22 protein-coding genes, 1 pseudogene and 1 other annotated feature (1 of these 24 only partly in view) are annotated in these 22,771 nt (G+C 44.0%); of the genes and pseudogenes, 8 read left to right on the forward strand and 15 right to left on the reverse strand.

All coding sequences use genetic code 11. The annotated features are described in order from the left end of the window. Window positions 1-73: a binding site (T-box leader), on the reverse strand (it extends 137 nt beyond the left edge of the window). Window positions 74-248: 175 nt separating this feature from the next. Beyond that, the gene (locus tag DYE26_RS13395) at window positions 249-764 is read right to left on the reverse strand and encodes an isoprenylcysteine carboxylmethyltransferase family protein (protein ID WP_051985610.1); all 516 of its coding nucleotides are present in this window, start codon (window positions 762-764) and stop codon (window positions 249-251) included. Window positions 765-853: 89 nt separating this feature from the next. Further along, the gene (locus DYE26_RS33435; RefSeq protein WP_155620476.1) at window positions 854-1,015 is read right to left on the reverse strand and encodes a hypothetical protein; all 162 of its coding nucleotides are present in this window, start codon (window positions 1,013-1,015) and stop codon (window positions 854-856) included. Window positions 1,016-1,375: 360 nt separating this feature from the next. On the opposite strand from DYE26_RS33435, the gene DYE26_RS13400 reads away from it, so the two are divergent. The 4 genes from DYE26_RS13400 to DYE26_RS13415 all read left to right on the forward strand — a co-directional run bounded on the left by DYE26_RS13400 (window position 1,376) and on the right by DYE26_RS13415 (window position 6,515). Beyond that, a complete protein-coding gene (locus DYE26_RS13400) occupies window positions 1,376-1,936 on the forward strand; it encodes a glycerol-3-phosphate responsive antiterminator (RefSeq protein WP_036624580.1) in 561 nt (186 codons plus the stop codon). 170 nt (window positions 1,937-2,106) lie between these two features. Continuing rightward, window positions 2,107-2,919: an MIP/aquaporin family protein gene (locus DYE26_RS13405; protein ID WP_036624582.1), complete on the forward strand. Its 813-nt coding sequence runs from the start codon at window positions 2,107-2,109 to the stop codon at window positions 2,917-2,919. Between the two features lie 234 nt (window positions 2,920-3,153). Beyond that, complete coding sequence (glpK, locus tag DYE26_RS13410) at window positions 3,154-4,644, forward strand: glycerol kinase GlpK (protein WP_036624584.1); 1,491 nt, start codon at window positions 3,154-3,156, stop codon at window positions 4,642-4,644. A 194-nt stretch (window positions 4,645-4,838) separates the two neighbouring features. Next, window positions 4,839-6,515: a glycerol-3-phosphate dehydrogenase/oxidase gene (locus tag DYE26_RS13415; RefSeq protein WP_036624586.1), complete on the forward strand. Its 1,677-nt coding sequence runs from the start codon at window positions 4,839-4,841 to the stop codon at window positions 6,513-6,515. Window positions 6,516-6,579: 64 nt separating this feature from the next. On the opposite strand, the pseudogene DYE26_RS13420 reads toward DYE26_RS13415, so the two are convergent. From DYE26_RS13420 to DYE26_RS13430, 3 genes and pseudogenes are all read right to left on the reverse strand, one after another. Continuing rightward, a pseudogene (locus DYE26_RS13420) lies at window positions 6,580-6,969 on the reverse strand (manganese catalase family protein); the annotation flags it as partial. An 800-nt stretch (window positions 6,970-7,769) separates the two neighbouring features. After that, on the reverse strand, window positions 7,770-8,756 hold the full coding sequence (locus DYE26_RS13425) for a DUF4238 domain-containing protein (protein WP_036624589.1): 987 nt from the start codon (window positions 8,754-8,756) through the stop codon (window positions 7,770-7,772). 300 nt (window positions 8,757-9,056) lie between these two features. After that, window positions 9,057-9,776 (reverse strand): hypothetical protein, encoded by a 720-nt coding sequence (locus DYE26_RS13430; protein ID WP_036624590.1) that lies wholly within the window; start codon window positions 9,774-9,776, stop codon window positions 9,057-9,059. A gap of 386 nt (window positions 9,777-10,162) precedes the next feature. Here DYE26_RS13430 and DYE26_RS13435 point away from each other — a divergent pair, with 386 nt between their 5' ends. Further along, window positions 10,163-10,585 (forward strand): hypothetical protein, encoded by a 423-nt coding sequence (locus tag DYE26_RS13435; protein WP_036624592.1) that lies wholly within the window; start codon window positions 10,163-10,165, stop codon window positions 10,583-10,585. A 627-nt stretch (window positions 10,586-11,212) separates the two neighbouring features. Here the strand turns inward: DYE26_RS13435 and DYE26_RS13445 are convergent. From DYE26_RS13445 to DYE26_RS13475, 7 genes are all read right to left on the reverse strand, one after another. Further along, a complete protein-coding gene (locus tag DYE26_RS13445) occupies window positions 11,213-11,614 on the reverse strand; it encodes a hypothetical protein (RefSeq protein ID WP_036624594.1) in 402 nt (133 codons plus the stop codon). A 20-nt stretch (window positions 11,615-11,634) separates the two neighbouring features. Further along, window positions 11,635-12,045, reverse strand: a complete 411-nt coding sequence (locus DYE26_RS13450; protein WP_082207879.1) for a tyrosine-type recombinase/integrase — start codon at window positions 12,043-12,045, stop codon at window positions 11,635-11,637. A 57-nt stretch (window positions 12,046-12,102) separates the two neighbouring features. Further along, on the reverse strand, window positions 12,103-12,477 hold the full coding sequence (locus DYE26_RS13455) for a hypothetical protein (protein ID WP_036624598.1): 375 nt from the start codon (window positions 12,475-12,477) through the stop codon (window positions 12,103-12,105). A 31-nt stretch (window positions 12,478-12,508) separates the two neighbouring features. Beyond that, entirely contained in the window at window positions 12,509-12,841 is a 333-nt protein-coding gene (locus DYE26_RS13460) for a tyrosine-type recombinase/integrase (protein ID WP_082207880.1), read from the reverse strand. Window positions 12,842-12,856: 15 nt separating this feature from the next. Beyond that, window positions 12,857-13,621 carry an ATP-binding protein gene (locus DYE26_RS13465; protein WP_218568198.1) on the reverse strand — a complete coding sequence of 255 codons (765 nt, stop codon included), beginning with the start codon at window positions 13,619-13,621 and terminating at the stop codon, window positions 12,857-12,859. Beyond that, window positions 13,600-14,007 (reverse strand): hypothetical protein, encoded by a 408-nt coding sequence (locus DYE26_RS13470; RefSeq protein ID WP_051985613.1) that lies wholly within the window; start codon window positions 14,005-14,007, stop codon window positions 13,600-13,602. Before DYE26_RS13470 ends, DYE26_RS13465 begins: the two co-directional genes overlap by 22 nt. Window positions 14,008-14,311: 304 nt before the next feature. Continuing rightward, on the reverse strand, window positions 14,312-15,214 hold the full coding sequence (locus tag DYE26_RS13475; protein ID WP_051985614.1) for a tyrosine-type recombinase/integrase: 903 nt from the start codon (window positions 15,212-15,214) through the stop codon (window positions 14,312-14,314). A 678-nt stretch (window positions 15,215-15,892) separates the two neighbouring features. Here DYE26_RS13475 and DYE26_RS13485 point away from each other — a divergent pair. Both DYE26_RS13485 and DYE26_RS13490 read left to right on the forward strand, forming a co-directional pair. Next, window positions 15,893-16,216: a hypothetical protein gene (locus tag DYE26_RS13485; protein WP_036624604.1), complete on the forward strand. Its 324-nt coding sequence runs from the start codon at window positions 15,893-15,895 to the stop codon at window positions 16,214-16,216. 205 nt (window positions 16,217-16,421) lie between these two features. Then, window positions 16,422-17,285: an ATP-dependent DNA ligase gene (locus tag DYE26_RS13490; protein WP_036624606.1), complete on the forward strand. Its 864-nt coding sequence runs from the start codon at window positions 16,422-16,424 to the stop codon at window positions 17,283-17,285. On the opposite strand, the gene DYE26_RS13495 is transcribed toward DYE26_RS13490, so the two are convergent. After that, window positions 17,278-18,174 (reverse strand): tyrosine-type recombinase/integrase, encoded by an 897-nt coding sequence (locus DYE26_RS13495; RefSeq protein ID WP_036624608.1) that lies wholly within the window; start codon window positions 18,172-18,174, stop codon window positions 17,278-17,280. The two genes, DYE26_RS13490 and DYE26_RS13495, sit on opposite strands and share 8 nt — an antisense overlap. Before the next feature lie 767 nt (window positions 18,175-18,941). Here DYE26_RS13495 and DYE26_RS13510 point away from each other — a divergent pair. Beyond that, window positions 18,942-20,555, forward strand: coding sequence for an SIR2 family protein (locus tag DYE26_RS13510; RefSeq protein WP_036624612.1), 1,614 nt, complete (start codon window positions 18,942-18,944; stop codon window positions 20,553-20,555). A gap of 356 nt (window positions 20,556-20,911) precedes the next feature. Here DYE26_RS13510 and DYE26_RS13515 read toward each other — a convergent pair whose 3' ends face one another. Together DYE26_RS13515 and DYE26_RS13520 are read right to left on the reverse strand one after the other, a co-directional pair. Beyond that, window positions 20,912-21,667 (reverse strand): Panacea domain-containing protein, encoded by a 756-nt coding sequence (locus tag DYE26_RS13515; RefSeq protein WP_036624614.1) that lies wholly within the window; start codon window positions 21,665-21,667, stop codon window positions 20,912-20,914. A 6-nt stretch (window positions 21,668-21,673) separates the two neighbouring features. Then, window positions 21,674-22,336: a nucleotidyltransferase family protein gene (locus DYE26_RS13520; protein ID WP_240534167.1), complete on the reverse strand. Its 663-nt coding sequence runs from the start codon at window positions 22,334-22,336 to the stop codon at window positions 21,674-21,676. Window positions 22,337-22,771: the final 435 nt, after the last annotated feature.

The raw sequence follows: 22,771 nt of genomic DNA on the forward strand, positions 1-22,771 counted from the left end.
CGCTGATTCTCACCGGCCACCAGCTCTCTGAAGAAGGGATAACCTGCTTAATGAAACCCGTCATCGCTTGAATGATATTCAGTTGTACTTCCGAACGTTCGTAAGGACAGTATTTCATATCTATTCTGTTTTGTCAACCGCACGATATTTATAACTAAAATACCCGGCAAACCTCTTGCCGGGACGTTGCCACAAAAAATAGCCACTCTTTAAGAATGGCCGTCAGGAACCGCTTGGTTTTATTCCATCTAATACTGCCGGAACTTCTGCTTCATCATTTTTTCCTCCAGCCGGATGCGGTTGAACAGGGTGAGAAGATGCAGGATAAACAGCGGCGCAAACACGATCCAGGCCTTCGAAATAATTGCAAAACTCAACACCTCCGGGATAATGTTCAGAAAATAATTCGGATGCCGGACAAATTTAAACAGCGGGCTTTCGATCAACTCATGGTCCTTGGCAATATACAATTTGAAGGTCCAAAAGCGACCGAGCGTGCGGATCACATATACGAGGAACGCCATTGCAACCGCGTAAATCAACAGCCCGATATACGTATGCGCACCGATCGGCACATCCATTACGAAAGCGTAAACGATCGTGCTTATGTAGATGAGGAATTGCACCACGATCAGCAACTTGCTGTTGGTTTGCCCGTATTCCACCCCCCCGCCCGCAATGATCTTTGCTTCGTTCCGCCCGGAAATAATGGCCGAAGGCACGCGGAACAGGGTGAGCACGATCAGTATGATGCCGGTAATCATTTCTAATTGTTCCCTCCTCTTACAATTTCATTTGTGCTCGCTTATTGATAAATTATTGATTCATTATGTTGGTTTTACTTTATATTGATTCAGTGAATTTGATTATTACTACTCCTCAATAAAATTTTCTCCTTCCCTTGCTCCTCCTTCAAAATCTCCACCGCCTCGCCTTTGGCCTGGATGTACGCGGCCGCGGCCCCTACGCAGCGTTCGATAGTTCCGAATAGGCATTTTTTCAAAATATAGTCCATCTTTTTATTTCCCCTACGTGTCAGTCTGCAAAGTTATGATAACTTACAACATCTTGCCAGCCAATACATAAAACATATCTCCTATATATGCGTGAGAATACAAGGATTCGGTTGCAGGGATTTTCGGAGGGTGTTCACGAACATATAAAAGGCGATCATTAGTGAACGCCTAGAGCATATATTTACTTGCTGCCTTTAATGATAACGTTATCCAGCGGACGACCTGGCTTCAGCATATGAGAAAGGCGCGGAATCTATGTGCTTGCATAGGATTAAAAACGCATTTATCATGGGATGTACAGTTAAGCATGGCTTTCATGCAAAATAGGGTTGGACTGTTTGAGCAAAGGGGCCTGAAATATGAATTTCTATGAACAGCGAATTTTACCTGCGTCGCGGCAGATGAAAGATTTGGAGAAGGCCGTGGCATCATCGTATGAGTATCTGGTGCTGCTGGATGTCCATATCGCCCAGCTCAAGCACGCCTGCGGCATGGTGCATCAAGCGAACAAGAAGCTGTTTTTGCACATGGACCTGATTCAAGGCCTGCAAAGCGACGGGCACGCGACCGAGTATCTTTGCCAGGAGTACCGGCCGTACGGGATATTGTCCACCAAGTCCAGCGTCATTCAAAAGGCGAAGCAAAAAGGCGTCGTCGCCGTGCAGCGCATCTTCTTGATCGACAACAGCGCCTTGGAGAAAAGCTGCAAGCTGCTGGAGAGCACGCAGCCGGATGTCATCGAAGTTTTGCCCGGCGGCATGCCGAGCGTGATCCGCAAGGTGAAAGACAGAACGAACCTGCCGATCCTGGCGGGCGGATTCATCTCTTCAAGGGAGGATGTAGAACTGGCTCTGCAAGCGGGCGCCGAAGCGGTGACCACCTCGAACAAAAATTTGTGGCGAGAATTTGAAAAAAAGTGATTGACAACGTTTACAAATTTAAATAAAATTTGAATCAAGTTAATAATGTTACGGAGACTTGGAGATCTACATGGAACGTGCCCTCATCCCCGCATGGGCGGTTTAGGCGCACACTTGATGTAGGTCTTTTTGCGTTCTCTGAACATTCATAATCATTGGGAGGGGTTATCATGTCAGCGTTTTGGGGAGAGTTGATTGGAACCATGATTCTGATTGCACTGGGCGGAGGCGTATGTGCGGGCGTATCGCTTAAAAAATCTTTTGCGGCAAATTCGGGTTGGATCGTCATTGCGATGGGGTGGGGGCTGGCGGTCGCGATGGGGGCGTATGCGGTAGGTTCGATCAGCGGCGCCCATCTCAACCCGGCGCTCACCTTGGGCCTGTCGCTGATCGGGAAATTCCCCTGGGCCGACGTCCCCTCGTACATCGCGGCGCAAATGCTTGGGGCTATCCTCGGGGCCGTCATCGTGTATCTGCATTATTTGCCGCATTGGATGGCAACGGAGGATCCGGGCACCAAGTTGGGCGTATTCGCAACCGGTCCGGCCGTGTACCATCCTTTCTCCAACTTGATGAGCGAAATGATCGGAACGTTCATCCTGGTGCTGGGAATTTTGGCCATCGGCGCCAACAAGTTTACGGATGGGCTAAACCCGCTGATCGTCGGCTTTCTCATCGTCAGCATCGGCTTGTCGCTGGGCGGAACGACCGGGTATGCGATCAATCCGGCGCGCGACTTGGGGCCGAGAATCGCGCATGCGCTGCTGCCGATCGCGGGCAAAGGCGGCTCCAACTGGAAGTACGCCTGGATCCCCGTCGTAGGGCCGCTGCTGGGCGGGGCGCTGGGGGCGTTATTTTACAAGAACGTATTTTTGGGCCAACCGGACCCGGCCATTTGGGTCGTCGTGGGCATCGCGGCCGTCCTCTTCGGCATCGTGCTCATTTTCTCCGGCAAAAGCGCCAAGTACAGCGTGTCAATATAGGCGCCATCATCTGCTCGATCATACTCAAATTTTTAAAGAGGTTGTTCAAAAAGTCATCTTTTGATCACGAAGCAGGTCAAGAAGCGAAATCGACGTCGAATCTTGAATTCAGCCGGCCTTCCGGTGCTCACGTACCCAAATCGTACGCTACGCTCCTCAGTCCCTAGCTTCATCCAACCTTCTCGGTGCTGAAAACCTGACTTTTTGAACACGCAATTAAAGGGGGAACTTCACATGGAAAAATACATTTTGTCGCTTGATCAAGGTACAACGAGCTCCAGAGCCATTTTATTCAACAAAGCGGGCCAAATCGTCCACGTCGCGCAGAAGGAGTTCACGCAAATTTTTCCCGAGCCGGGTTGGGTGGAGCATAATGCCCTGGAAATCTGGGGAACGGTGCTCGCCGTCATCGCGACTTGCCTGATCGAATCCGGCGTAAAGCCAAGCCAAATCGCCGGCATCGGCATTACGAACCAACGCGAGACGGTGGTCGTATGGGATAAGGAATCCGGCCGGCCGGTCTACAATGCGATCGTATGGCAATCCAGACAGACGAAATCGATTTGCGACGAGCTGCAAGCCGCGGGTCACGGCGAATTGTTCCGCTCCAAAACAGGGCTGCTGATCGACTCTTATTTTTCGGGCACAAAGGTCAAATGGATTCTGGATCATGTTCCGGGAGCCCGGGAGAGAGCGGAGAACGGCGAGCTTTTGTTCGGCACGATCGATACGTGGCTGATATGGAAGCTGACCGGAGGCGAGGTGCACGTTACCGACTACAGCAACGCTTCGCGCACGCTCATGTACAATATTCATGAATTAAAATGGGATGATGAGCTGTTGGAGCTGCTGACGATTCCGAAGCAGATGCTGCCTGAAGTGCGTTCCTCTTCCGAAATTTACGGCAAGACGGTCAATTACCATTTCTTCGGTGAGGAAGTTCCGATTGCCGGCGCCGCCGGCGACCAGCAGGCCGCCTTGTTCGGGCAAGCTTGCTTTAAAAAAGGCATGGCCAAAAACACCTACGGCACCGGATGCTTCATGCTGATGAACACCGGCGACCAGCCCGTTCATTCTTCGCATGGTCTGCTGACGACGATCGCCTGGGGCATCGACGGCAAGGTCGAATATGCGCTCGAGGGCAGCGTTTTCGTGGCGGGCTCCGCGATCCAATGGCTCCGCGACGGCCTGCGCATGATTAAGGAGTCGAAGGACAGCGAGCTGTACGCCAGCAAAGTGGATACGACAGACGGCGTGTATGTCGTTCCGGCGTTTGTCGGACTGGGGACGCCCTATTGGGACAGCGAAGTGAAAGGAGCCATCTTCGGCCTGACGCGCGGCACTTCCAAAGAACATTTTATCCGCGCCACCCTGGAATCGCTCGCTTACCAGTCCAAAGATGTGCTCAGCGCCATGGAGGCCGACTCTTCGATTGAGCTTACGAAACTGCGCGTGGACGGCGGAGCGGTGCAGAACAATTTCCTGATGCAGTTCCAGAGCGATATGCTCGGCGTACCTGTGGAATGCCCGCAAATTTATGAGACGACAGCGCTCGGCGCCGCTTATCTGGCCGGTCTGGCCGTCGGATACTGGGAGAGCCGGGATGAGATTGCGGCGCAGTGGAGCATCGACCGCATCTTTACGCCGACGATGCCGGAAACGCAGCGCAATGAATTGTACGCTGGCTGGGGCAAAGCGATTGAGGCCACAATGGTATTCAAATAAGGCCGGAAATATGCTACAATTTTTAATAAGTTAATATTTAAATTCGGTTGGAGAAGCTTGAAACCGCAATTACACTTTAGCCCAGGGCCGAGGTGTTGTTGCGGTTTTTTTGTTCACTTCTATTTGTTCACTTCTACTAGTGGTTGTTGAACACGCACTATTACGCCGTCTTTATGGCGAGGGAGGTTATTGGGATGACAGTAAGATTTTCCGCAGCAAACCGCAAAGCGATGGTGGAAGCCATGAGGCAGCAGCCGCTGGATATCATTGTGATCGGCGGAGGGATTACCGGGGCCGGCATCGCCCTGGATGCGGCGACGAGGGGGCTGCAAACGGCGCTGTTCGAAATGCAGGACTTTGCCGCAGGCACCTCCAGCCGCTCGACCAAGCTGGTGCATGGCGGTCTTCGATACCTGAAGCAATTTGATATCAAAACGGTGTCCGAGGTCGGCAAAGAACGCGCCATCGTTTACGAAAACGGCCCGCATGTGACAACGCCGGAATGGATGCTGCTGCCCCTGCACCGCGGCGGCACGTTCGGCAAATTCAGCACGGGCATCGGCTTGCGTGTCTACGACTTCCTGGCCGGAGTCAAGCGCAGCGAACGGCGCCGGATGCTGCCGCTGCAGGAGACGCTGGCCCGCGAGCCGCTGCTGAAACAGGAGGGGCTGCTGGGCGGCGGTTATTATGTGGAATACCGGACGGACGACGCCCGCTTAACGATAGAAGTGATGAAGGAAGCCGTTCGCTACGGCGCAAAGGCTATGAATTATATGAAGGTCGAATCTTTTTTATATGAAGACAACAAGATCGCCGGCGTGCGCGTGGTCGATCAATTGGACGGCTCGGCGTATGAGTTCCGGGCAAAGAAAATCATCAACGCCTCGGGCCCCTGGGTCGACGAGCTTCGCGACAAAGACGGGTCCAAGACCGGGAAGCACCTTCAATTGTCCAAAGGGGTCCATCTGGTTATCGATCAGTCGAAGTTTCCCTTGAAGCAGGCGATTTACTTCGATACGCCGGACGGGCGGATGGTCTTCGCCATCCCGCGCGACGGCAAGACGTATGTAGGCACGACGGATACGTTCTACAAGGCCGATCCTGTTCAGCCGGTCATGACGAAGGAAGACCGCGATTATATTATGGCGGCAATTCGCTACATGTTTCCGACGGTTCAGCTTGCCGAGGCGGACATCGAATCCAGTTGGGCCGGCGTGCGGCCGCTTATTTATGAGGAGGGAAAAAGCGCCTCCGAAATTTCCCGCCGGGATGAAATCTGGCAATCTTCGTCGGGACTTATTACGATCGCGGGCGGCAAGCTTACCGGATACCGCAAAATGGCCGAAACGATCGTCGATCTGGTCATGCGGCTATTAAGCCAGGAGGAAGGGCTCAGGTTCGTGGCGGCGAAGACGAAAAACATGCCGATTTCCGGCGGCCATGTGGGCGGCTCCGACGCCTTTCCGCAGTTTGTTCGGCAAAAAAGCGAGGAAGGCGTTCGCCGCGGTTTGGATGCTGCGCTTGCCGAGCGCTGGACGCGTCTGTACGGCTCCAACGTCGACCGGCTATTCGAACTCGCGGAGCGCCGGCGGGAAGACGCGGAGCGGAGCGGACTGCCGCCGGAAGTGCTCGTCCCGCTCCTGTACGCTATAGACGAAGAAATGACCGTCAAGCCGGTTGATTTCTTCATTCGCCGCACGGGCGCGCTGTTCTTCAACATCCGTTGGGTGCGCGAATGGAAGCAGCCTGTGATTGAATTTATGTCCTCCGCCCTCGGCTGGACCCTTAAGCAGCGCGACGCATATACGCAAGAGCTGGACACCGCCCTGCATCAAGCGGTCGTTCCGCAGGTGGAGCAAGGAAGGGAATAAAGCTCTCCCTAGGAAAAAAATAAGCCCCGCAGTTTCCAGCGGGGCCATCTTCTAGCTTATCACCTCAAAACACCTTCTTATGCTCCCGGTCCTCCTTCAAAATCTCCACCGCCTCGCGGAACCGTAAGCTGTGCACGATTTCGCGCTCGCGCAGAAACTTCAGACCGTCTTGGATGTCGACGTCGTCGGTCATGTCGATCAGCCACTGGTATGTAGCCCGCGCCTTCTCCTCGGCGGCGATATCCTCGTACAGGTCGGCGATCGGGTCGCCTTTGGCCTGGATGTATGTGGCGGTCCAAGGAACGCCCGCCGCGTTCTCGTAGAACAGCGCCTTGTCGTGGTTCACGTAATACGGGTCCATCCCGGCGGCCTTCAGCATCTCCGGCGTCGCGTCTTTGGTCAGCTTGTAGACCATCGTTGCGATCATTTCGAGATGCGCGAATTCTTCAGTACCACCATGTTATCACTGATTTTATTTGGGACATTTTTCCGCAATCTCTTCCCTTTTCATTACCTTCTGTAATAAAATTTGAGGTATAACTTATTAATAATAAAGGATTGTTTAATAAATGCCAAAAATTAACTGAGATGAATGGAATGAACGAAAAGAATTTAAAAAACGTATGAAAAATGAGCAAAAGCTTAAACTAAGAATTTACTTGAATCAGATTTAAATTCAGTTACGCTAACCCTGCGTCAATTTACTCAAATGTGTGAAGATGATGAGTATATGTCTGAAATGTTGGATTTAATGGAAGAAGCGTTAATGAGGATTGTCGATGGCCAAGGAGATCCAGCAAAAATAGCATTGTCGGCTCTAAAAAGGTATATTGGGGATGAGTAATGAAAATTTTCTTACCCACTACTTCCCGAAAAGTACGGTTAGCAAAATTGCATGCGGATAAGACCACGAGTTCGACCATTCTGATCGAAAAACAGCGCCGGGTGTACCATAAGTACCAATTTTACACACAGCGGCTCCTAAGGGCATGGAGGTTGATCCAGGATCCGTGAGCGAGAAGGCAGTCGAATATCGCTATATCGAGGGATACACGTAAAACTTGCTGTTCTTCTAACACAGCCTGAGCGACAGAACATCCGCCGGAAGATCAACGAGGGGGCGGAGAGCATGGCCGAATCGCTTAAGCTCATGGGTTTCTTCGAACAGGATGATACGGAATTTTGAGAGCAGAACAAGCGGCGGCTAACGGAACAGTTAACCGCCGCTTTATTTATGAATTGTATACTTAGTGTCTAAAAGTCGAATTCTACTGATTCGTCATTTTGAGTTCCTTTTCCAACGATCAATCGCTTGAAGTCTGCAATGTTGCCTATAGTATTGTCCTGTTTAAACCATATGAAATCATTTTCCTTTGAGAAGATAAATCGATCTGAGTACATTCCCGTGTAACTATTTAAAATAGCTAAATTTCGCTTCGATGAAATAACGACATTTGGTGGAAGCTCCTCAAATCGACCAAGTAGCATGATTCGACTACTCAAAGGGACACTAACTTGTGTTTCCAGAAGGCCGTGGCCGGGCGAGGACCAGATCCCTCGATCTTTTTGAGTTGTCCAATGGAGGCTAACCGGATTATCTGAGCAAATGAAATCACCAATTTCTGGAGGTGAATAGGCTACCGTCCAGTTTCTAGCACCAAGAACAGGGATAATCGCATCGATTGCATTCATTAGGGTGGTGATACGTGTATTGTTGTCTACGGATATAGTGTATTTTTCCTCGAAGACAAAATCTTTTAATTCTTCATACGAGACATTATCGTCAAATTCAACTCCGTCTTTCCTTATGTTTTCTTTAATTGCTTCAAATCTTTCAGGCGTTGCAAGCATGGATTGGGATATAATTTTGGAAATATCTATTATTGGTTTTGTGAAGTGGTCTAACCTTACGGGAGTTCTCTCAGCCAATAGTGCTATGTAATTGATTAGCCAGTTATATTCTTCATTCCCTTCGGGCATTTTACGACTATTGCAGATTTCTTTTATTATGGGAACAGTATTTTCTTCAACACAGGCGAACACATCCTCAATTGCATCAGGCTCTGTGTCAGGCAAATCCACGCGATAAAGATGTTTTTGATATCCGACGCTTTCCGGGACAGCGTCCCACTGATTCCCGTTTTTTTGGTCGAATACCCACAATATACTGTCTTTTGTTCCATCCTGCGTGAACAACGCGAGATGAGATGCGGGGACGAAGTGATGCTTTTTCTTCGTCAAAAGAAGTCCTCCTTTCTTGACCCCATATTATTATACACTCTAAAAGATTTATTTCTTCTTCATAGTTCTATTATCCTGCTCGTTTATCCTAATAACCGCATCTTGAATAGACAAGTTGGGGAATAATACGCAGAAACCAAGCGATAATTGATTGTAAAATGAACACAACTTGAACCTAACTTGAACATCACATGACGGATTTTCCGTGATAGTATGAGAGCATAGAAAAAGGCGAGAATGACACGCACGGCCGCATGAATGCGGCGTTATCACCGGGGCGTACCTCTTCTCGCCTTTTCTTTATTCATGTTCTTCTGCGCTTTCTTCATTTTCCTGCTGCAGAGCAGATTCCATCTGTTCTAATAATTCGATCAATGCAGAGTTTACAGCTTCTTGATCTCTAATCTGAATATTCTTAATATCGATTTCTTCCTGCATCAATTCGTTACTTTCTTTTAGAAGTTCTACTATTTCCTTATGATGAGTGTCATTTCCGGCTTCAATCAAACTAGTAATTATTATTTGTATGACAAATATCACTATATTTATGATATTAGACCAAGAAAATATGGTCGCAAGTTTGCTTGCTTTTCCTTCTTCATCTTGCTCTTCATTGAATGTAGAAAAAGTTAATTCAGATTGTTCTTTGAATATAGTAACAGAACCTAAGTCAAGCCCAGAAATTAAGCGTAATATTGTCTTGCTGAGCTTATATGTATCTTTCGGTGTATTTTTATAAATAGGAGACATCGCTATGCTTTCCATGGCAGAATATATAGCTTTATAGTCAACGCCATGTGGCATGGAAAACGAGGCGCTCTGAATTAATTTTTGTTGATCTTTAAATGCATCGGCCAAGTTCATTGCGGAATTGATCGCAGCCGTTGTTGCACCATTCATAGAAACTCTTTGCATAAATTCTAAATGTTTTTGATACTGTTCCCACGGATAATTGATTTTTTCGATCATTCTTTGAACTTTTCTTAGGTTTTCAAAGGGATCATTATTATTTTTGCCCATGATCGTTACCACCTTTCCTAAAATTGTGAAAAAGTTAGAAATATCAATCTATGAAGAGTATAACCTGGATAGATTAAACTTTATAGACTGTTTTCTGATTGACTGGAGATTTGGTTGATATGTAAAAAGCTCTTGTCATTCCTCTCCTGTTACAAAGTACGTATCCTTTTTAGCAAAGAGCGAAGCGTTTTTGCGGCGGCCGGTACGGTCGCAATGCTCTAACGGATCTCTTTGCAGGCATGAACTTAATATATAAACCGAAGTCGTTCCTTCCCGGAGCGGCTTTTTTATTTTGTCGAACGGAGCGTGATGGATCGTGAAGATCATCAAATGGCTGGTCAAGATGACATATGGCAGGTCGGCGAGGAATCGAGGTGAACGAAGACATGGCCAGGAAACGTAATCAATTGGAACCGAAGCAGCCGGAGCGGTGCAAAGGATGCTTTTGGGGGGGCGTGGACAGGGATGAAGCAGTTTTGTCCGAAGCCGCGGTGTGTGAAGCAGGGAAATCCTTCCTGATGTCGAATTGTGATGTCGAAGGAGGTGTAGATATGTTAGATAAACTTATTGCAGAAGGTGAACAGGTCCGTAAGACCTGTGCCTCTCAAGGGATGACAGGGGATTTTTTGTCGGGAGAAGATTATGAGAAGTGGATAGCAAAAGGAATTCTATTCATGGAGAGAACCTATCCCGGTGATACTCTTACCAAAAAGTTTATTGAAGCAAGTAATAAGGCGGCTGGAAACAGTGTTGCCTATTACGACACTATGATGGGTATTCTTAAAGCTTTAAACGAATACGAAGGGTAAAATACCCATCGGAAGCATCCTTCGGGGTGCTTTTTCCTTTTTCTTTTGTAGCGAAATAGAGACTGATTTCAGGCATTCGTGCTTTGGTCGCCCGGGGAATATAGGCAGAAGAGCATAGAAGGGCAGGGAGGGGCCGCAGCGTTGCTGTACGGCCCTATTTTTGCATGCCCGGACGTGGAAACCAACTCAACACAAAGGAGGCGGCTGTCATGCAGCAAATGATGCTCGACATTCCCACTTATGGCCCTTGGCTGGTGACAAATAAAGGTGATCGATCCTGCCGACTTCTTGCCGATCGACATTATTCCCGACAGCACGTTGGCGCATCGATGTTCACTCGCCCAGGGCGTAACCTCGTTCTACGGACCTCTGCCGGCGACTCCGTTTGGGTGACATGGTCGGGGATACGAGATGACGGCCTGCGGGCTTGGGAGTGTACAATATTTCGCAACGAATCGCCGTACCTTAGCAGCGACATGATCCGCGCTGCGGTGACAGCCACCATTGCCGAATGGGGACAGCCTCCGCCTGACAGCATAATCACATACGTTGATCAATCGAAGGTCCGGAGTTCAAATCCGGGCTTTTGTTTTTTGTCGGCAGGATTTAAGGCCGCCAAAATCCCTATCAGCCCTCCAGCTTGAATTCTTCATAGACTTTGATCAAGTTGTCCAACATCTTGATTTTTTTACTTGGGGTAGTCTCTCTTTGAAGAATTCTCATAGAAATTACCGTAAACAGTTGTTCCGGAATATAATGGGTGCTGAATTGAGCGTTTTGGAAGTCTTGACGTATATCATTCAAGCTACCAAATTCGTACATGTAGATTGTCTTGCCACTGGCGGTAATATCGCTTTGGTTTTTCTTTAAAAAATCAAGACGTTCGTTCATCCTTTCAACTTCACTATTTAAGTAGCTTACCATTGGACTTGAAGGATCACTTTCTTCAATTTTTCTAATATCTTCTTCTATTGATTTTTCTAAATCTTTAATTAACTCCGTCACCATTTCCAATTGCGTACGCGCCATCAGTAATTCTCCCTTCCTCTTTAAGTCCAGCTGATCGACTCCACAGCCCCCTCCAGATCTTCGACGCCTGGCACCGTATAAATCATCGTCATGGCAATATTCGGCGTCCCATCTTCCTTAAAATGGCCCATCAACATTGCTACTTTCTGAAGATCGTTTTTGGCCATCACCAGATCATGCCCAAATGTATGTCTGAGACTATGACATGACAAGTGGTCAATTTTCGTTCGATCACGGTATTTTTCAACCATGTGCTGTACACCCCGAACGGATAGTTTTTTCGAGCGTCGAGACCCAAATACGTAGGGGCTGTCATCGGTTCTATCGGCCAGATAGCTTTCCAGAGCTGAGCGAACCTCTGCGTTTAAGGGAACTTCCCGATCCTTGTATCCCTTACCACGAATATATGCACTCCCTGCCCGTTGACTCATAGTTACTGAAAGGAATAAACCTGGATATGCTCGGTTTTGCTGGGCTCCCCTTCCTCCTTAACTCGAAGGCAAATTGCCTTGTTTGTAACTCTCAAATAACTGCTCCACAAATGAATCCTGAACCTTGTCCTGCAATAGGTACGCTGCAATCAGTCCAAAATCATCGCTAACATAACCAGCAAGTTCCGGTTCGCTCGTATGAGCCATCGTCTGTTTATATGCTTTTTCTCTACATGAACGGAGCACTTCTTCCTCAGCTTCCCCGCGAACGTGTTTAAATTTATGAAACGCCTGCATCCATGCCTCAGCAAAACCAGAATCATCTCTCTCATCCAGGTAATCATCTACATCCAAACCTTCAAATGTCTGCTGTGTGATCAATAACCCGTGTTTTAAATCAGTCAGCAGCCTTTCCGCATCTACTCTGCTCATATGATCCCCCAGTATCAAATTAAAACCCTTGCTAAGTCCAACTGATCGACTCCACCGCAGCTTCCAGATCCTCCACGCCAGGAGTCGTATAAATCATTGTCATTTCAATATTTGGCGTACCGTCTTCTTTATAATGGCCCATCAACATCGCCACTTTCTGCAGATCGTTACCGGCAACTACCAAATCATGTCCAAATGATGTATGCCGGAGCGAATAACAGGTAAGATCAGCTATCTTTGTATTCTTCCGATATTTCTCAATTATGTGTTGCACTGCTCGTACCGACATTTGGTTAGATCTTTCAGAAACAAAAGCATATGCGCTATCGTGCTTATCTTCAGCTAAGTATGCTTCCAGTGCTATGTGCTTGAACCAGCCTTAAGATTTTTCCTCAAGTATTTTAAGGCAAGCATCGAGCAAAGACTCATTTCTATAAATTATGATCGTAATCTCCTGCCGCGCCCTGGTTAGCTTCTGGTAAAGCATTTTATCCAAGCGATAGTTAGGAGCCCCTGGCTGATATTTTTTATGATTCAATTTCTCAATTTTACCAGCAGTATCTCGTCTAGCTTCTATAGAAGTAAATACCTGATCCGGATCATATGAAAAAATACACTTTACATTATTGTCGCTAACGTATTGGATGATTCTTTCTAATTGCTCACTATAAATCCGCTGTGTCTCGTCAACAATGATTAAATCGTATTTGGGGGTACTAGATAAAGCAAACTCAATGTTCTTGATTGCGTGTACGTTCCAGGAATAAGATCGACGCAAATCATGGTGCCCTTGTCCGAGATTACCACAATGAAATAAACAAACATTCCAGTTTTGATCAATTAATTCCTTAGCAATATCATAGGTCAACAACGTTTTTCCGGTTCCTGGTCTTCCTTCTATAGCCACATAAGGTACAGTGTTTGAAGAAACTATTTTTAAGATCTCTTTTTTCGTCGCCAACTGGTTATCATTTAGGAAATAGCTTCCGGTCATAAATTTCTCCGTGGAGTTTAATGGAGAAACCAGATATACGCTTGGTTTAAAGAGGGAGTCGATGTCCTGAACGGAATGATAATCTTGACTCTTGAGGTCAGAAATTAATTCTGGAAGGTTGCTCATTATTAAATTGTCGTCCTCGTCCAATACAAATACTTCTTCAGTCTGTACAATGTATGTATAGATTTTACCGGTTTGCCTAGCGCTCTTAGATAGTATTTGTTTTGGATTAACTGCTTGGTTATTTTTTCAGTCGTACTGATGTTTTTCAACTCTATATCTAAATTAAAGTTGTTTCCAAACCGTAATAGATCAAATTCTTTCGATATTTGCGGAATTTCATAGCCAATAAAAAATTCGTCTAACTGATCGGAACGCAGTCCGTTAACGACTATTTTTTTGACAAACTCAAAAATATCCTGGCCTTCCTGTGGTTTAACTTTAACACCAAAGTACTCCAAGTATTTTTTGAATCGGGCCTGATCCAGATTATGAAATACATCACCATAAGATTTTAAGTTCATCGAGCGCATCGTTTAATCTCCTCCACAGTCCAACTGACGCCTTTTTAAGGATGTATACAGTGCCTTTGCTTTGGGATAAGCTTTTCGGTACATATAATCAAATTGCTTCATGACCAACCAATTCACTTTTTCTTCAACCCACTCTACTTCCCATAAAACAGAAAAAACGGCCAGCTCAAATCATTGAATAATGGCTGTTCTCTCACGTTTATTTATCAAACGTTCAGCTTTTTTCTGAATTGGAGTCTTCTTGGGCTGTCCGGTACATCGACCCATATAGTTCCTCGCTGCTTCATAATCATCCCTCCTTTTTCTAGGTCCAGCTGATCGACTCCACAGCCCCCTCCAGATCTTCGACGCCTGGCACCGTATAAATCATCGTCATGGCAATATTCGGTGTCCCATCTTCCTTAAAATGACCCATCAACATTGCTACTTTCTGAAGATCGTTTTTGGCCATCACCAGATCATGCCCAAATGTATGTCTGAGACTATGACATGACAAGTGGCCAATTTTCGTTCGATCACGGTATTTTTCAACCATATGCTGTACACCCCGAACGGATAGTTTTTTCGAACGTCGAGATCCAAATACGTAGGGGCTGTCATCGATTCTATCGGCCAGATAGCTTTCCAGAGCTGAGCGAACCTCTGCGTTTAAGGGAACTTCCCGATCCTTGTATCCCTTACCACGAATATATGCGCTCCCTGCCCGTTGACTCATAGTTACTTCAGTCTTCAGGAGATTGCACAATTCATGAACCCGGAGCCCAGCCCGAAGCATTAGTACAACAATTGCGTAATCCCTCTTACTTCCACCTTTCCGAACTTCACGAAGAAACGCATTTTGCTCATTTCGGGAAAGCCATTTAGGAGTGCGTCGAGCAGTTGGTGGTTTTTGCACTCGCTCGACCGGATTATCAGGGATAAACTTTTGCTCAACAAAAAAGTTGAATATAGCATTAAGTTGAACAAATGTTAGTTGCATCGTGCTGGGTTTTGCCGGCTGACCACTCCTCCCACCAAAATCGATCATGTAACGTTTGAAATCGGCAATATCTTTTTGAGTGGCCAGCCCGGCATCTTTCAAATCCGGATCGGTCTGAAGTATCCACTTTTGAAATTTACTCCAGGTTGCTTTGTAATTTGCAATTGTCCGATCGGATATTCCTGTCTGGTCCAGATGTTGAACAAAAGCGTCGAACATTTGCGTCATTTTGTAACTCCCTCATTTTCATTTTATAGAAGATGACGAATTTTTCTCGTCTTACGAAACGGTAGAATCTGGCTTCGTTTCTTCCATCATATCACATTTCGTCATCTTCTGTATAGAGAAGACGACGAATAGTCCGAGAGATCTCCCATAACCAGATTTAATCACTGGACCTTCTCTAGCGGATTCGCTCGATAAATTCCGGAGCCATAGTAGCTTGAACAACTTTATTATAACGTTCGCATCAGGTGGTTTTTTGCTATAAGCCTGGACTACACCACCCGCATAGCAGGTGGTTTTTTTTCCCACGCTTCGCGTGCTCAACTGGCCTAAAGCCAATAATAAAATCCTCCTGGGATCACTCCCAGGAGGTTCTGCGACAACATATTAATTTTCCCCTACTGCTCGTTCACCTGTTTACTCCAATACCCATCACAAATTTTGTCATAAGCTTTTACCACACAGCCGAGCGCTATAATCGTAGAGAGGTGTTTTTATGTTTATTTCCCCAATGTTATTAGCAACTGCGCGGGCCAGTTTAGTGTTTTGATCATATGTTTGACCCGACATGGAAGTTCAAAGAACCCGCATAAAAGTAATTGGCCACTTTATGACCTAAAGTGGCTTTTTTCTGTAGTATACTGTTAAAAGGTGGAATGGGGCGCAAGATTTGGAGGTCTAATGAAGATTAAATTTACTGGATTGGATAAAATGGAAAAACAATTAAAAAAGTTTGAAAAAAATGCGAGAGAACTTGAACAGACGGGACAAATTCCTTTTGATGAATTATTTATTTCGTCTTTCATGCAAACTTACACTGATTTTTCTGATTTTGATGAATTATTGTCTGCCGGAGGGTTTGTTGTTGATAGTCAACAGGACTTTGAAAACATCCCGGATGAAGAATTTGATAAACATATCTCTAAACATACTAAATTCAACTCATGGGAAGATATGTTAACGAAAGCCACCGAGAATTATATTTCTAGAAAATTAAGGTTCTAAATTAATTTTATGCGTCCCTATTCCCCATTTATTCATCATATTTCCCCGGAACCATTGACGCACGACGAAAAGATGCTGAAACGAGCAAAGTATAAATTATAGCGGATCCGGCTTGAGTATAAAAGGGCTATCAGTGTAAATCTACCACAACTTACCGCACCTAAACCGAGAATCTAAGCGCTATAATCGGTATGGGGGTGGTTTTTTGTTTATAGACCCAATGCTACTTGCCACAGCCCCTGGACCATTTTCCGATCCACGATTTATCTATGAGCCGAAGATTGACGGCCACCGGTTAATATTCTCGCAACAGAACGGCGTCATTCGCCTATACACGCGTCATAACAATGACTGCACCAGACAGTACCCGGAACTGCAGCTTCCATTTGGGTGCGACGATGTTGTCTTGGACGGCGAGGTTGCTTGTACTGACCCAACCACCGGCCTTTCTGACTTTGAAGCGGTCATGGCAAGGTTAAAGGCCGGAAAGACCGATAAAATTAACCGATTAACCCGAACACAACCAGCCACTTACGTCATTTTCGATATTTTACGGTATAAAGGCGAGGACCTTCGTCGTTTGCCGCTCAAGGAGCGTAAAGAGATCCTCGCTAATCTAGAATTACCCAGCGCGAGTTTCGGCGTTGTGCCGTATATCGCCGGCGCGGGCAAAGCGTTGTTTGCTCAGATCGAGGCACGCGGCATGGAGGGGGTTGTCGGCAAACGGATGGATAGCAAATATGAAACAGGCCGACGCTCCGTGGCTTGGCAAAAAGTTATTAACTGGTCTTATGCGGAGGTCTTTATCATAGGGTACCAAAAGAAGGAGTTTGGATGGCTTACAGCGATTTTAGACGAGTCCGGCAAACTGCGGCCAACAGGAATTATTGAGCACGGCCCCGGGAAAGAGATAAAGAGGGATTTCTATGCTGCAGCCAAGAGGTTTATATCAGGTGAAACCCAAGATTTTGTATATCTTGAGCCAAGAATCCGGGCCCGAGTAAAAATGCGAAACTGGACTAAAGCGGGACTGCTGCGTAGTCCAGTGTTTGAGAAGTTTATCATATAAGCAGTGCATACTTTTCGTGTTTCTTGCGTAGATCGCTACTAAAAAGTTGAACGTAATGGGATGTCATGTGCCCGGAAGAGTGTCCGAGTATGCGTTGCAAACTGATCGGATCGCCATCGTTCATAATCCAATGTTTTGCAAAAGTGTGTCGAAATACGTGCGGCCGAACTTCTGTGTTATTAAACAAGCCGGGATAACTATGTTTGATTCGTGCTAAGTACTTTCGTACAGCAGACGAAGAAACTGGAAACACACGGTTGGACTCTATTTGTTGCAGATGGGATCGAAGTTCCGGAACTAATGCACCCGACACCGGAACCACGCGATCCTTTTTCGTTTTTGTATTTGTAATTAAAAGCTGACTCTCTTCTAAAAATACATCCTCTTTTTCTAACCCCAAAACCTCTGATATTCTCAATCCGGTATTAATTAGAACTCGAAACATAAGGCCATAAAACGGGTTGCTTCTTTCAATTATGTAGACTAACTGATCGAGTGAAAAAGTTTTTGTTACCTTAACTGTAACTGGAGGTTTTCTTATGTCAATAAAGAGAGTGAAGTTCTTCCGGCGAACCAGGTATGCCTCAAACATTCTCAAAACATCGTAATATTTTCGAATTGAATTAAAGGTGAGGTTTTTTCCTGTTTTTACGCTGATTTTATCTTTATATAAATATCTGAAGTATCTATCAATCAACTCTCGATCAATTTTATTCAAAGTTTCTATACCAAGAGTATGACAGAATGCTATAAAGTCGCGCAATACGACTCCGTCAAGCATAAGCGTGCTGCTGGAAAGCCCAGCCGATGCTCGATACGCTTTAAATTCTTCAATAACATTTTGAATACATGCTGAGTTGGGAAACGCAATAATAGAAGCTCCGATCATTTTATACCACTTTCTATTCGAATTTCCCACAAAGTTCAGATAATTAAAAACTATTCGACAAAGGAACCATCGTCAAATAATCTATATCGCATACTTAAACGTACACGCAGACCGAAAATATCGATCATTTCCAACTTTAATACTGTCCTTCGTTATCTCCATGATCTTTCCGCTTCCAATAAGTTCACCTGCAATGAATACTACAATCGGCACGCGGCCCATTTGAGCAGTATAAAAGTGAACATCGGAGGTTAGCGACCGCATAAAGCGGCTACTTTGTTTCATCATCGATCACCTCACCGAAATTTTACCATATTGAACGGGCACATCCCAGCGTATGTTATTCCTTGAACTAGATCTAATTAATTTCTTTTTTGTTTCGGCTCCTAAGTTTCAGGATCACAGTCGTCTCCAGTTTGGGATTATCGGGCCATAAGATAAATTCTTTTCCAACAAGTCCCCTTAGGCCAGTATAAATGTCCTCTCGCTTCCTCCCCGTCTTTCTCTGGAGTTCCGGCATCGTAGGCATTCGCCGACGCGTAGAACTAAAATTAAATAAGATATGTAACAATTTCTGCTCAGTATCATTAAGCATGTAATCACCTCTAACGCGAGTTATTTTTATTATATTCGAATATTCGTTCCCCATTCGTCTAGAAAAATGATTCCAATTTTATCTTTAATATATTATTCTTCTTGAAGCAAACTATCCTAAAACATGATAGTATTGGTAGTAAAAGTATCTTTAACTCGAAGGAGGGCGAAATATGGCGATGTCAGTTGATGAGTTAAAAATAGCTGAGATTTTAAAAGGGTCTACTTCATTGCCGTTTCTGTTTGTAGGGGCGGGCATGTCAATGAGATATTTATCAACTCAAAACTGGGAAGGTCTTTTGAGACATTTTGCATCCTTCGTTGACTCAACTCCCCTTGCTTATGAAAAATTTTTAAACAAAGCTAGACAACATATTCAAGCATCAGGGAGGGAATCAACAAAAAACACACTAAATACAACAATAGCTGATCTAATTGAAAATGAATTCAATGATAATTGGTTCACTGATTCACGATTTGAGGAAAGTAGAAAAAATCACCACGAAATCATTAGAACAGGAGTATCACCATTTAAATTAGAAATTGCGTTACATTTCAAAAAAATGAACCTCGACTCGATTCCAGAAAAATATTCAAAAGAAATAACGTTGTTAAAACGTCTTGGAAAAAAATCTATCGCTGGGATAATAACTACTAACTACGATCTATTTCTGGATACCCTATATCCTGACTACACAACATACATAGGACAAGAAGAACTTATTTTCTCCCAATCCTACGCAATAAATGAATTATATAAAATACATGGTTGTAGCACGAATCCAGCATCAATAATAATTAATACCCAAGACTATCAAAACTTCGAAAAAAAGAATTCCTATCTTGCTGCTAAATTAATGACAATTTTTGTTGAACATCCAATAATTTTCTTAGGCTATTCCCTTGATGATGAAAATGTCCAGGCAATCATAAAAGCTATTGTTGATTGCTTGAGCGAGGAGAAACTAAACATGTTGAGGGATAGGCTTATTTTTGTAGACTGGACTCCTGACCATCTAGGAATGAGTGTATATCCTTACTCAAGAGATTTTGGATATGGAAAAGTCATAAGTATGACAAAGGTCATCACAGATTCATACGAAGAATTATATAGTCTGATACTTGAAAATAAATCAAAGTATCCGACGAAGCTCATACGCCGATTAAAAGAAGATATGTATAGCCTAGCATTAACCAGTGATTCTCCTGAGAGAATACTAGTAATGCCAATGGCGGATGATGATATTAACTCAAGTGATGTTGAAGTAGTTGTTGGATTTGGACTCGTTGAATTAGGGAAGCAGGGTTACAGAGGAATCTCGCCAGAGCAGGTCTACCTGGATATTGTTTTCGATACTCAAAATTTTAACAATAAGCTTCTTGTTTATGAAACTTTTCCGGTTCTTCTTAAACAAGTTGCCTATAGTCTTCCAGTGTTTAAGTATATAGCTGAGTTCGATTATGAAACTCTTCCTGAAGAACTTGAAAGATTTACAACTTACACCTTCGATAATAATTTAGCAAACAACTCAATCCTCAAAGCGAGAGCTAAATTACGGTTATCATCAATCGATGAAGCTATTGAAAAAGCGGGCCTCGATGTAAAACGTCAGATTGCATTTATTCAAACACTGGCTGAATCAAATATCGATATTCAGAAACTTGAATCTTACTTGAAGGAAGTACTTACAGCTAATGAAAAGATACTGGTAAACAGCGATCAATATACCAAAACAACTCTCAAAAAGCTTATTAAAATGCTTGATTATTTAAAATACAAAAAATAAAGTGGACCTAGAATCCTAGTCCCCAAACTAATTGGTCACCAAAAATCCTCAGTCCACTTATTATTAACCTAATTTTACCATCTAGAAGAACCAATAGTCAATCCAAACAGCGCCCATTAACATTAAGGCCAAGCGTTTTTTTCACCGATTTCTTCAACAACGGTGTTTACGTATGTGTTGAGAAAATTATATACCATATTCAGACATAACGTGTTCGTTTCGTCGGTTACTGATGATTCCGATCTTAGCCAGTAGCCAAGGATTAGCTTATTACCAAAAATATTACAAAATCAAAATAAGCCCTTGGAAGCTCAATTACACTCTTCCGGGCTTATTTTGATTACGTTATTTTTTCCTTAGACTACCAAACTATGGTACTCTTTAATCAAATCATCCGTGATAATACTATTAAGCCCCTCTCGGTACACTCTTTCCCAAGGACCTCCAGGTCTATGAGTTTTTTCAACTAAATCCCCCGCTGAATACGCATGATACTCTTTTAAAGTATCTATGATACATTTGGCTGATGTGATACCATCTTCAGACATTAAAATTCTAACAAATGAAGGTGGGACAATACTTTTAGTTTGTTGTAGATAGAAGGTACCTTCATCTTCCTCACCGAACTCAATCCTTGATGCTCCATTATGCCGAAATTTATAATAAACATCTTCTACGACTGGACCATATTTAAAAGCAACTATAGGCTCTTTAAATAATTTTTTTCCTGTATTAAGAAGATACCCTGCGTAAGCGTAGTACAGTAACTTTTGCAACATTAAGTGCGTTGTTGGCATTATCGACAAAATAAATTTAGCAACATCATATGCTTTTAATTCAGTACCTCTAGTTAACTGTTCAATAAAAAGACCAAGGTTATCTGTAATGATCACATCAGCAAAAAACGAATCCTTCTCGACAACTGAATCCCATAGTATGGAGTCCGTTGATAATTTATGTATTGCAAGATGAATGTCTCCAGACTCTAACTTTATTCTCTCCATTGCCTGCTCTATAAAGTGCATATCGAGCTTTTCATCTGACGAATAATGCCAACCTATACGACGTCCTAAGGCATAATCACTAGAAATAGCTATAAAATGAAATGCCATATATCCTCACCCCTTTCTTGGGTCATTCGAAACGTATTCTTGAGGCCAGTATATGTATTGTCGCTTGCTTTTGTGCTCTTTATGTAATTGTTCATTTTGCTTAGTATCTGCAGGATTCCAAATTTGAAGCTCCCATGGAAAAAAGTTGTTTTCCCCATAAAAATATATGTGGGTTCCCTTATATCCATGCTTAGAAGAATCGATAATATTGATTTTATATTTATCTTTAATTCTATTGCAAATATCGTCTAATTCCCTGCAGTCTGAATGCTCAAATCCATCGACTATAATCCTAAAACCTAGCAAGTCATTTAAGCATTTATTAATAGGTACTTCACCTAATATATCTTTTCCAAACCTATAATAAAATAATTTGTTTACTACGGACTCTTTTTGTTTAATTCTCGATCTAAAATCCCAATGGCTGTAGTAATATTCGTATTCCATTTGAACAATCAGCCTATTTAACATCTCCAAGTATTGATCAATTGAATAAAGAAAGTCACTTGAGATATTCTTAGGGCCATCAAAGATAACATCACGCACTTGCTTCTTTTTTAAATTAATCGACTTATTATTACCTTTACTAAAAAATACTCTCGAGACATCTCCATGCAAATCACAAACTTCTTCGATTAACTTCCCAATACTTTGATAATTAGCAGCCATTTGAAACATGCGCCCTTCTAGATTTATATTACTGACGCTTATTACAATTTAATAATACCATAACTTGTCAATAGTAGTGTTTTCCCTTTCTCCTTTCCCCATTTATATCGGCTAAAAAACATTTTATTTGACTCAACTAAAAAAACATCAAAGAACGGGAACGTTTGTTTGTATTATATACCTATAATCTATGTAATACAAGGTGCCTTTTAGCTATACGTTAAAAATAGGAAACCAGTTGGATTGAAAATCTTCTAACGATAGTACTGTAAATTAACTAGTTCAAAAAGGCCCCGCCAGCTGGCGAGGCCTTTTTGAACTAGTGCTACCGGATTACATAAAAAGGGTATTACTCCCATTCAGCGTCCTCTCGACAGAACCGGTATGTTCCGCGCTCCAAATCCCTTGGGTTCATCACTCGGCGAAAAAAGCAAT

The sequence above is a fragment of the Paenibacillus macerans genome (genome assembly GCF_900454495.1).
GTDB lineage: Bacteria > Bacillota > Bacilli > Paenibacillales > Paenibacillaceae > Fontibacillus > Fontibacillus macerans.

Bases quoted from the DNA above. Each gene is read 5' to 3' on its own strand.
- DYE26_RS13395 (WP_051985610.1), bottom strand. From the start codon at position 764: ATGATTACCGGCATCATACTGATCGTGCTCACCCTGTTCCGCGTGCCT.
- DYE26_RS33435 (WP_155620476.1), bottom strand. From the start codon at position 1,015: ATGGACTATATTTTGAAAAAATGCCTATTCGGAACTATCGAACGCTGC.
- DYE26_RS13400 (WP_036624580.1), top strand. From the start codon at position 1,376: ATGAATTTCTATGAACAGCGAATTTTACCTGCGTCGCGGCAGATGAAA.
- DYE26_RS13405 (WP_036624582.1), top strand. From the start codon at position 2,107: ATGTCAGCGTTTTGGGGAGAGTTGATTGGAACCATGATTCTGATTGCA.
- glpK (WP_036624584.1), top strand. From the start codon at position 3,154: ATGGAAAAATACATTTTGTCGCTTGATCAAGGTACAACGAGCTCCAGA.
- DYE26_RS13415 (WP_036624586.1), top strand. From the start codon at position 4,839: ATGACAGTAAGATTTTCCGCAGCAAACCGCAAAGCGATGGTGGAAGCC.
- DYE26_RS13430 (WP_036624590.1), bottom strand. From the start codon at position 9,776: ATGGGCAAAAATAATAATGATCCCTTTGAAAACCTAAGAAAAGTTCAA.
- DYE26_RS13435 (WP_036624592.1), top strand. From the start codon at position 10,163: ATGGCCAGGAAACGTAATCAATTGGAACCGAAGCAGCCGGAGCGGTGC.
- DYE26_RS13445 (WP_036624594.1), bottom strand. From the start codon at position 11,614: ATGGCGCGTACGCAATTGGAAATGGTGACGGAGTTAATTAAAGATTTA.
- DYE26_RS13450 (WP_082207879.1), bottom strand. From the start codon at position 12,045: ATGAGTCAACGGGCAGGGAGTGCATATATTCGTGGTAAGGGATACAAG.
- DYE26_RS13455 (WP_036624598.1), bottom strand. From the start codon at position 12,477: ATGAGCAGAGTAGATGCGGAAAGGCTGCTGACTGATTTAAAACACGGG.
- DYE26_RS13470 (WP_051985613.1), bottom strand. From the start codon at position 14,007: ATGCGCTCGATGAACTTAAAATCTTATGGTGATGTATTTCATAATCTG.
- DYE26_RS13475 (WP_051985614.1), bottom strand. From the start codon at position 15,214: ATGACGCAAATGTTCGACGCTTTTGTTCAACATCTGGACCAGACAGGA.
- DYE26_RS13485 (WP_036624604.1), top strand. From the start codon at position 15,893: ATGAAGATTAAATTTACTGGATTGGATAAAATGGAAAAACAATTAAAA.
- DYE26_RS13495 (WP_036624608.1), bottom strand. From the start codon at position 18,174: ATGATCGGAGCTTCTATTATTGCGTTTCCCAACTCAGCATGTATTCAA.
- DYE26_RS13510 (WP_036624612.1), top strand. From the start codon at position 18,942: ATGGCGATGTCAGTTGATGAGTTAAAAATAGCTGAGATTTTAAAAGGG.
- DYE26_RS13515 (WP_036624614.1), bottom strand. From the start codon at position 21,667: ATGGCATTTCATTTTATAGCTATTTCTAGTGATTATGCCTTAGGACGT.
- DYE26_RS13520 (WP_240534167.1), bottom strand. From the start codon at position 22,336: ATGGCTGCTAATTATCAAAGTATTGGGAAGTTAATCGAAGAAGTTTGT.